The 7,289-nt window shown below is 71.5% G+C and carries 7 protein-coding genes; 5 read left to right on the top strand and 2 right to left on the bottom strand.

Annotation, left to right across the window (positions count from 1 at the left end):
- The first annotated feature begins 182 nt into the window (after positions 1 to 182).
- Positions 183 to 1,664, top strand: a complete 1,482-nt coding sequence (locus ACFWYS_RS39910; RefSeq protein ID WP_384780428.1) for an AAA family ATPase — start codon at positions 183 to 185, stop codon at positions 1,662 to 1,664.
- A 39-nt stretch (positions 1,665 to 1,703) separates the two neighbouring features.
- On the opposite strand, the gene ACFWYS_RS39905 is transcribed toward ACFWYS_RS39910, so the two are convergent.
- Both ACFWYS_RS39905 and ACFWYS_RS39900 read right to left on the bottom strand, forming a co-directional pair.
- Positions 1,704 to 2,600, bottom strand: a complete 897-nt coding sequence (locus ACFWYS_RS39905; RefSeq protein WP_384780425.1) for an aldo/keto reductase — start codon at positions 2,598 to 2,600, stop codon at positions 1,704 to 1,706.
- A gap of 1 nt (position 2,601) precedes the next feature.
- A complete protein-coding gene (locus tag ACFWYS_RS39900; protein ID WP_384780422.1) occupies positions 2,602 to 3,516 on the bottom strand; it encodes an NAD-dependent epimerase/dehydratase family protein in 915 nt (304 codons plus the stop codon).
- Between the two features lie 45 nt (positions 3,517 to 3,561).
- Between ACFWYS_RS39900 and ACFWYS_RS39895 the strand changes: the two genes are divergently transcribed.
- From ACFWYS_RS39895 to ACFWYS_RS39880, 4 genes are all read left to right on the top strand, one after another.
- Positions 3,562 to 4,080, top strand: a complete 519-nt coding sequence (locus ACFWYS_RS39895; RefSeq protein ID WP_384780419.1) for an Lrp/AsnC family transcriptional regulator — start codon at positions 3,562 to 3,564, stop codon at positions 4,078 to 4,080.
- A gap of 29 nt (positions 4,081 to 4,109) precedes the next feature.
- Complete coding sequence (locus ACFWYS_RS39890; RefSeq protein WP_384780416.1) at positions 4,110 to 4,496, top strand: MerR family transcriptional regulator; 387 nt, start codon at positions 4,110 to 4,112, stop codon at positions 4,494 to 4,496.
- Positions 4,493 to 4,825: a thioredoxin family protein gene (locus tag ACFWYS_RS39885; RefSeq protein WP_384780413.1), complete on the top strand. Its 333-nt coding sequence runs from the start codon at positions 4,493 to 4,495 to the stop codon at positions 4,823 to 4,825. The genes ACFWYS_RS39890 and ACFWYS_RS39885 overlap by 4 nt, the downstream gene beginning before the upstream one ends.
- Positions 4,826 to 4,980: 155 nt before the next feature.
- Positions 4,981 to 7,197 (top strand): HelD family protein, encoded by a 2,217-nt coding sequence (locus tag ACFWYS_RS39880; RefSeq protein WP_384780582.1) that lies wholly within the window; start codon positions 4,981 to 4,983, stop codon positions 7,195 to 7,197.
- Positions 7,198 to 7,289 lie beyond the last annotated feature (92 nt).

Below are 7,289 nucleotides of genomic sequence, written 5' to 3'. Positions count from 1 at the left end.
CCCGACCTGCGAGTCCGGCCCGGCCCCCCACCCCGCACGCCCGCCCCCGCCTGAACCGGGGCCGGGCGTCCGGCCATGACGTCGAAACGCCTTTGAGTCATGTCGCCGAAATCCCTTTGACCCGCCGCCCGCCGGGCCACACGCTGGAGGCCCCGACGCAGGCCGTCCGGCAGGAGGCGCGCATGACGGTACAGGTATCGACCGGCTCATTCGGCGGCGATGAGACGTCCCCCGTCTCACTGGACCAGGTGAGCGACCTGTTCTTCGAGTTCCTGACCGCGGTCACCCGCGCCTCGCGCAAGGACGGGCAGGACGGCCGCAACCTCAGCACCCGGCTGATGGCCCACCTCGGCTCCACCCCCAGCGACCGCCCCGTGGTCAAGGTGGCGTACGCGCCGTACGACCTGCCGAACGTCCATCTCGCCCTGGAGCGCTGGTTCGGCGCCGACCCCGCCCGCTCCTACGAGCTGATCGGCCTGCGCGGCGCCCAGCACCACGGCGACCTCACCCTCGGCGACATCCTCGACGCGGCCGACCGCTACGACCGTTTCGTGATCGGCGCCGTCGACTACGCCCACCTCCCCGTCGCACCGGACACCGAACTGGCCTGCGTCTCCTGCGGTTTCTACCTCGGCAGCGAGGGCGACGAACGGTTCGCGGTACTGCTGCGCGGACCGCAGGACGAGTACGGGCGCAACAAGGTCGAGGTCGAGGTCCTCGCCCGGGACAAGGAGTTCGCGGACCGGCTGCTCGCCGAGCTCGACACCCTCGTACGCACGCACAACGTCTTCCGCGGCCAGGTCCTCTCCTTCGAGGGCTCGGAGTTCGGGCACGGCCTGGGCCCCTTCCGCTTCCACCGCCGCCCCGACCTCACCCGCGACGACATCGTGCTCCCCGCCGGCCTCCTCGAACGTCTGGAACGCCAGGTCATGGGCGTCGCCCGGCGCCGCGAACAGCTGCTCGCGGCGGGCCAGCACCTGCGCCGCGGACTCCTCCTGTACGGCCCGCCCGGCACCGGCAAGACCCACACGATCCGCTATCTGCTCTCCCACCTCCCGCAGTTCACGGTCGTGATCCTCGCCGGCACCAGCATCACGGCCATCGGCCCCGCCTGCGCCCTGGCCCGGATGCTCCAGCCCGCGCTCGTCGTCCTGGAGGACTGCGACCTGATCGCCGAGGCCCGCGACTACGGCGGCGGCGACCAGCCGCTGCTCTTCCAGGTCCTCAACGAGATGGACGGCCTCGGCGACGACGCCGACGTCGCCTTCCTCCTCACCACCAACCGCGCCGACCTGCTGGAACCGGCCCTCGCCCAGCGCCCCGGCCGCGTCGACCTCGCCGTGGAGATCCCCCTGCCCGACGCCGACGGCCGCGCCCGCCTCCTCGGCCTCTACGGCATCGGACTCGGCCTCGGCAAGGACCTCACGGACGAGGTCGTGACCCGCACGGAGGGCACGACGGCCTCCTTCGCCAAGGAGCTGGTGCGGCGTTCCGTACTGATCGCGGCGGAACGCGAGTCGGCCGGCACGGAGGCGGAGGACGTCCGCGCCGCCCTCGACGAACTCCTCTCCGACCAGGACCACCTCACCCGCCGCCTGCTCGGCGTACGGGGCAATGACGAGGAGGAGACCCCCGAGGGGCCGGCGGCACTGCCGCACGACTGACCGGCGGAGGATGTCAACCGACGGCGTCACCCGACGGCGTCAACCGACCGGAACGGCCGCGCTGTTCAGCCGCTCCAGCTCCTGCGCGCTCAGCATCAGGTCGGCCGCGCCCGCCGAGTCCCGGATCGTCTCCGGGCGGCTCGCCCCCGGAATCGGGATCACGGCCGGGGACCGGGCCAGCAGCCAGGCCAGGGCCACTCGCTGAGGGCTGACACCGTGCTCCTGCGCCACGGCACGGAAGGCACCGAGCCGGGTGTCATGCTCCCTCCCCGACGGCCCGTCCAGCGAGCTGCGGGAGATGCCGCCCAGCGGACTCCACGGCAGGAACGCCGGCCCCAGTCCCGCGCACAGCCGGAGCTCGGCCTCGCTGTCGCGGACGGCCGGCGAGTACTGGTTCTGCACCGACACCAGCCGGTCGCCGAGGATCCGGTGGGCGGCGCGGATCTGGTCCACGTCGGTGTTGGAGACACCGGCCAGCCGGATCTTGCCCGCGTCGAGCAGCTCGCGCAGTGCGCCGACGGATTCCTCGAACGGGACGGCCGGGTCGGGTTTGTGCAGCTGGTAGAGCCCGATCGCCTCGACGCCGAGCCGCCGCAGCGAGGCCTCGGCGGCGGCCTTGAGGTGGCGGGGGTCGCCGTTCACCGTCCAGCTGCCGTCGGCAGGTCGGCCCCGGCCGCCCTTGGTGGCCACCAGCACGCCGTCCTTGTCGCCGCCGTACGTGGCGAGTGCACGGGCGACGAGGAGTTCGTTGTGGCCGGGTTCCGCGCCCGGCAGATGGTAGGAGTCCGCCGTGTCCAGCAGCGTGATTCCCGCGTCCAGGGCGGCGTGCACGGTGGCCAGGGCGCGCCGCTCGTCGGGGTGGCCCTCGATGGACAGCGGCATCGCGCCGAGGCCGATCGCGCTCACGCGGTGGGGGCCCAGCGTGCGGTGCCGCATGTCAGGCTCCGTCCTTTCCGAGGGTCTCGGCGACGGCCTTCGGGAGCCATTGCCGGGCGTGTGTGAAGCGGAAACCGAGCCGTGTGGCACGGGAGTTGTCCATGCCGTAGGCGCGGGCGAAGGAGAAGGGGGAGACGTCGCCGACCTCGACGTGCCGGAAGACGGTCCGGCCGTCCAGGAAGTGGGCGGCGATCTCGGCGCACAGGTCCTCGGTGGTCAGCAGGCCGTGCGAGGCGGCGTTGACCGGACCCGTGAAGTCCTGGCCCACCGCCCAGTACAGAAAGTCGGCGATCTCCTCGACATGGATGTACGTCGCCGGATGGTTCACCACGGGTACGGCGATCGGCTCACCGGCGCGGATACGGCTCGCGTAGTGCGCCATACGGCCGGTGAAGTCGTCGTCGCCGCCCAGCACATGGGCGACACGCACCGCCGTGTACGGGAAGGCCGGGTCGGCGGCGAACACGGCCTCCGCCTGCCGCTTGCCCTCGCCGTAGTGGGTGTCGAGGAACTCCGGGTCGTCCCAGGGGAGTTCGAGGTCGACGGGTACGCCCGCCGGGTCCACGTCCGTCTCCCGCACGGGGGCGATCGAGTCCTCGTACTCGTACACCTCCACCGTCGACGTCAGCACATAGCGCCGGGTGCGGCCGGCGAAGACCCGGCGGGCGATCTCCGCCTGGCGCGGCGTGTAGCAGACCTGGTCGACCACGGCGTCGAACGTGCGTGAACCCAGCGCCGCCGTCAGGGACTTCTCGTCGCCGCGGTCGGCGACCAGATGGACCGCCCCCGGCGGTGGCGGCGACGACCCTCGATTCAGCACCGTCACGCTGTCCCCGGCGGCCAGCAGCCGGGCGATCAGCCGCTTGCCGAAATAGCGGCTGCCGCCTATGACCAGTACCTCTCGTGCCTTTCCCATGACCATAATTCTCCGGGCCATACACCGCGTCCTGAAGGGGAAGACATGGGAGATCCGGCCGCCGCGCCAAAAGAACCACGGCATCTGCGCCCGGCCACCGCCGAAACATCGGTGGCCTTCGACGCCCTGGACCGGCAGATCCTGGAACTGCTCCAGACCGACGGCCGGATCAAGCTCAGCGAACTGGGCCGCCGGGTACGGCTCAGCCCGGCCGCCGTCACCGAACGGGTACGGCGACTGGAGGCGGCCGGCGCGATCACGGGGTACGGCGCCCAGGTCGCCCCCGCCCGGCTCGGCTACGGCATCCAGGCCTTCATCCGGGTCAACCCGCACGGCGGCTACACCCTGCGCCACCCGCGCACCCTGGAGCTGATCGACCGCCCGGAGATCATCGAGGTCCACCACGTCGTCGGCGAGGACTGCTGGATCCTCAAGGTCGCCGTCGAGGACACCGTCCACCTGGAGGAGATCCTCGAACAGACCTCGGCGCTGGGCCGCACCACGACGTCGATCGTGCTGTCCTCGCCGCTGCCGAGGAAGCCCCTGCTGCCACGGTTGCCCTGACGTCGGCGTCAAGGCTTACGTTCGTACGCATGCGAATCGGCGAGCTGGCCGCGCGGGCCGGGACCACGACGCGCACGTTGCGCTACTACGAGTCGCGGGGGCTGCTGCCCGCGCGGCGCAGCGGCAACGGCTATCGGACGTACGACGAGGCCGACCTGAAGCTGTTGCGGCAGATCAGGACGTTGCAGGACTTCGGGTTCGACCTGGAGGAGACCCGGCCGTTCGTGGAGTGTCTGCGGGCCGGGCACCCGGAGGGCGACTCGTGTCCCGCCTCGCTCGCGGTCTACCGGCGCAAGCTGGACGAGCTCGACGCGCTGATCGGCGAGTTGCAGGCCGTGCGGGCCAAGATCGGCCTGCGGCTGTCGATGGCCGAAGGGGAACCACCGTTGTGCGAACTGGGAGGGCAGGAGCTGTGATCAAGGCCGCGGGTGTGGCAGAGGTGACGGACGCGGACTTCGAGGCGGAGGTGATCGGGGCGGAGCTGCCGGTGCTGGTGGAGTTCACCGCAGACTGGTGCCCGCCGTGCCGGCAGATGGGGCCGGTGCTCCGCGCCCTCGCGGCGGAGGAGCGCGAGCGGTTCAAGGTGGTCCAGCTGGACGTGGACACCAACCCGGAGACGACGAACGCCTACAAGGTGCTGTCGATGCCGACGTTCATGGTCTTCCGGGGCGGTGAGCCGGTGCGGTCGATGGTGGGGGCGCGGCCCAAGCGACGGCTCTTGGCGGAGATCGAGGGCGCCCTCTGACCTGACGTAATACAAAGAAATCCCCCGAGCAATTGCGCTCGGGGGATTTCTTTGCGTATATTCAATGGTTCGCGACTTCACGGGAATTCGGTCGCGGAGAAGTCCAGTAGGCACAGTGTATCGGCCCGGGAGTGGAATTGTCAAACAGCGATGAAATTCGTGGTGAGCAGGAATTCATCGACGTGCTGTATGCCCGCGTGGACGGCCTGCGCGCCGGCACCGAGGGCGGTGTCACGGACGCGCTCGCCCAGGGCAACACGCCCATGCAGGCCCGGCTGGAGCGGGACATCCTGGTCGCCGAGCGCTCGGGGCTGCTCGCCGCGCTGAACGCGGTCGACGGCTCGCTGTGCTTCGGCCGGATCGACCTGGCCGCGGGCGCCACCCACCACATCGGCCGGATCGGCCTGCGCACCGACGACGCGGACCACACGCCGATCCTCATCGACTGGCGGGCCGATGTCGCCCGCCCGTTCTACCTGGCCACCGGCCACACCCCGATGGGCCTCAGGCGCCGGCGGCACATCACCACCAGCGGCCGTACCGTCACCGCCCTGCACGACGAGATCCTCGACCTCGGGGACCGGGAGCGGACCGGTCACGAGGACCCGACCGGTGACGCCGTACTGCTCGCCGCCCTCGACGCCGCGCGCACCGGCCGGATGCACGACATCGTGCAGACCATCCAGGCCGAGCAGGACGAGATCATCCGCGCGCCCCATCGCGGGGTGCTGGTGGTGGAGGGCGGCCCCGGCACCGGCAAGACGGCCGTCGCGCTGCACCGCGCCGCGTATCTCCTCTACGAACACCGCGAACTGCTCGCCAAGCGCGCGGTCCTGATCGTCGGCCCCAACCCGGCCTTCCTCGGCTATATCGGCGAGGTCCTGCCCTCGCTCGGCGAGACCGGCGTACTGCTGGCCACGGTCGGCGAGCTGTTCCCCGGTGTGCGGGCGACGGCGACCGACACGCGGGCGGCGGCCGCGGTGAAGGGGCGGGCCGACATGGCGGACGTGCTCGCCGAAGTCGTACGGGACTGGCAGGCGCTGCCCGATCCGGTGATCGCGATCGAGCACGACCGCGAGATCCTGATGCTCGACGACGACCTGGTGCGGGTCGCCCGCGAGCGCACCCGGGACGCGGGGCTCCAGCACAACGTGGCGCGGGAGCACTTCGAGGGGCACATCCTCAACACGCTCACCGAGCTGTACGCCGAGCGCGTCGGCACCGACCCGTACGACGGCGGCAGCCTCCTCGACGCGAGCGACATCACCCAGATCCGTGACGAGATCGCCGAGAACCCCGAGGTGTGGGCGGCCATCGACCAGTTGTGGCCGCGGCTGACCCCGCAGCGACTGCTCGCCGACTTCCTCGCCGACCCCGTCGGCTACCTCCCCGACGAGGACGCGGCCGCGATCCGCCGGCCCGTGACCCGGGCGTGGACGGTGGCGGACGTACCGCTGCTCGACGAGGCGGCGGAACTGCTCGGCGAGGACGACCGGGTGAAGCGGGCGCTGGCCGACCGGGAGCGGGAGACGCAGGTCGCCTATGCGCAGGGCGTGCTGGACGTCTCGTACGCCTCGCGCACCTACGAGTTCGAGGACAAGGACGAGGAGGACTCCGAGGTCCTGTCCGCGCACGACATCATCGACGCCGAGCGGTTCGCCGAGCGGCACGAGGAGGACGACCACCGCAGCGCCGCCGAGCGCGCGGCGGCCGACCGGACCTGGGCGTTCGGGCACATCATCGTCGACGAGGCGCAGGAGCTGTCGCCGATGGCGTGGCGGCTGCTGATGCGGCGCAGCCCGACCCGCTCGATGACCCTGGTCGGCGACCCGGCCCAGACGGCCGAGGCGGCGGGCGTCGGCTCATGGCGGAAGATCCTCCAGCCGTATGTCGAGGACCGCTGGGAGCACACCCGTCTCGGCGTCAACTACCGCACGCCCGCCGAGATCATGGACCTCGCCGCGGCGGTCGTCCGGGCGGAGAACCCGGACTTCGAACCGCCGAGTTCCGTACGGTCCACCGGTGTACGTCCCTGGGTGCGCGCCACCGACGACCTGCCCGGCGCGGTCGCGAAGGCCGTCGAGGAGCTCACCCCGGCCGAGGGCCGGCTCGCGGTCATCGCGCCGCGCCATCTGCACCGCAGGCTGGCGGCGCAGCTGGACGGCGTCACGGCGGACACCGAGCCCGACCTGACGCGCGGCGTCGTACTCCTCGACCCCCGCCAGTCCAAGGGCCTGGAGTTCGACTCGGTGCTGGTGGTGGAGCCGGGGCTGTACGGCACGAGCGACTTGTACGTGGCGCTGACGCGGGCGACGCAGCGGTTGGGGGTGCTGCATACGGGGCGCTTGCCGAAGGCGCTGACCACGGCCTGAAACTGGTCTCGCCCCCGCCGCCCCTACCCGTCCCATCCCCAGGGGCTGCCGCCCCTTCGACCCCGCTCCCAGGGGGCTCCGCCCCCTGGACC

The organism is Streptomyces sp. NPDC059010, assembly GCF_042740355.1.
Classification (GTDB): Bacteria; Actinomycetota; Actinomycetes; order Streptomycetales; family Streptomycetaceae; genus Streptomyces.
Note: the sequence above shows the minus strand (reverse complement) of the source record. Positions and strands in the feature narration are given on the sequence as shown.